The organism is Streptomyces sp. NPDC051172, from assembly GCF_040682555.1.
Lineage (GTDB): Bacteria > Actinomycetota > Actinomycetes > Streptomycetales > Streptomycetaceae > Streptomyces.
On the sequence record NZ_JBFBBE010000464.1, the window covers coordinates 1 to 1,069 of the forward strand.

Here is a 1,069-nt window from a genome sequence, read left to right on the forward strand (position 1 = left end):
TGGACGTGACGGACGTCGTCGTGTGCGCCGGGCAGGTGTCCGAGACGGATCTCGTCGAGGACCTCGTGGCCGCGGGCTACGCGCCGGAGGCGGTGCGCCTGATCGGCGGCGCGGCCGAAGCCCGCGAGCTCGACGCCTACCGGGCCATGGACCACGCCGTGCGGGCCGTGCAGGGCTGAGCCGCGCCGCCGGCCGGCGGGCCCTCGCGGGAGAGCGACGTCGGGGCTACGGTCGGGGCATGGCTCTCATCTACACCGCACGCCTGGACCCGGACAAGCCCGAATGGATCCACCGCCGCCTTGTGGCGCACGGACTGCCCGCGGACGTGGCCGCCGAGAAGGTCGGCTCGTACCGGTTCGACGATCCCGCCGGTGAGATCGGCGTCGAGTCGATGGTCGTGCGCGTGGGGGACCAGCTGTATCAGACCGCGTTCGCCTACCGGGGCGAGGCACCCGCCGAGGGGGACGTCGTGGCCGAGGCGGAGCACTCCGTCCTGGGACACCGCTGGGTCGTGGACGCCGCCACCGACCCGGACGCGCGCCGCATCCTCGCGGCCGCCGTGCGCGGCGAGATCCCGCAGGCCCGACTCGAGATGCACGACGAGTCCGGGACCTACCTCGAGACGCGCGCCCCGGATCTCACCCTCCGCGTGATCGGCGCCGATGCGACGGGGGAGCTCGAGGTGCCGGTCGAGCTGTCGGAGACGGGCGAGGCGGACGTCGACGGCCCGCGCCGCCTGTTCGCTGCGGGAGACGGTGTGGGGGCCGTCGTCGCGCGCCTTACCTGAGGGGGGGTCCGCGCGGTCAGAGGCCGCGCGGGCCCCAGAACCGCAGCCGGCGATGGCTGGTGAGTGACATGTACAGCGCGATGCACCAGCCGAGGACGGTCCACCCGGTGAGCAGGTTCACCCAGAACACCGCCCACACGTTGGAACGGCCACGGACGGCGGCGATGGCCCACGGAGCCAGGTAGCCCGCCGTCGCGATGGCCAGGACGACGGCGATCGTCGCGTGCAGGGGGCGGTCGCGCTGGTCGGTCATGATCGTCATGGGTCCAGGCTACGCGCGAG

At 73.6% G+C, this 1,069-nt stretch carries 2 protein-coding genes; one reads left to right on the top strand and one right to left on the bottom strand.

The annotated features are described in order from the left end of the window. Positions 1-238: 238 nt before the first annotated feature. A complete protein-coding gene (locus AB0N07_RS51960; protein ID WP_365848104.1) occupies positions 239-787 on the top strand; it encodes a hypothetical protein in 549 nt (182 codons plus the stop codon). Positions 788-803: 16 nt separating this feature from the next. Here AB0N07_RS51960 and AB0N07_RS51965 read toward each other — a convergent pair whose 3' ends face one another. Continuing rightward, positions 804-1,049, bottom strand: a complete 246-nt coding sequence (locus AB0N07_RS51965) for a superinfection immunity protein (protein WP_115261076.1) — start codon at positions 1,047-1,049, stop codon at positions 804-806. Between the last annotated feature and the right edge of the window lie 20 nt (positions 1,050-1,069).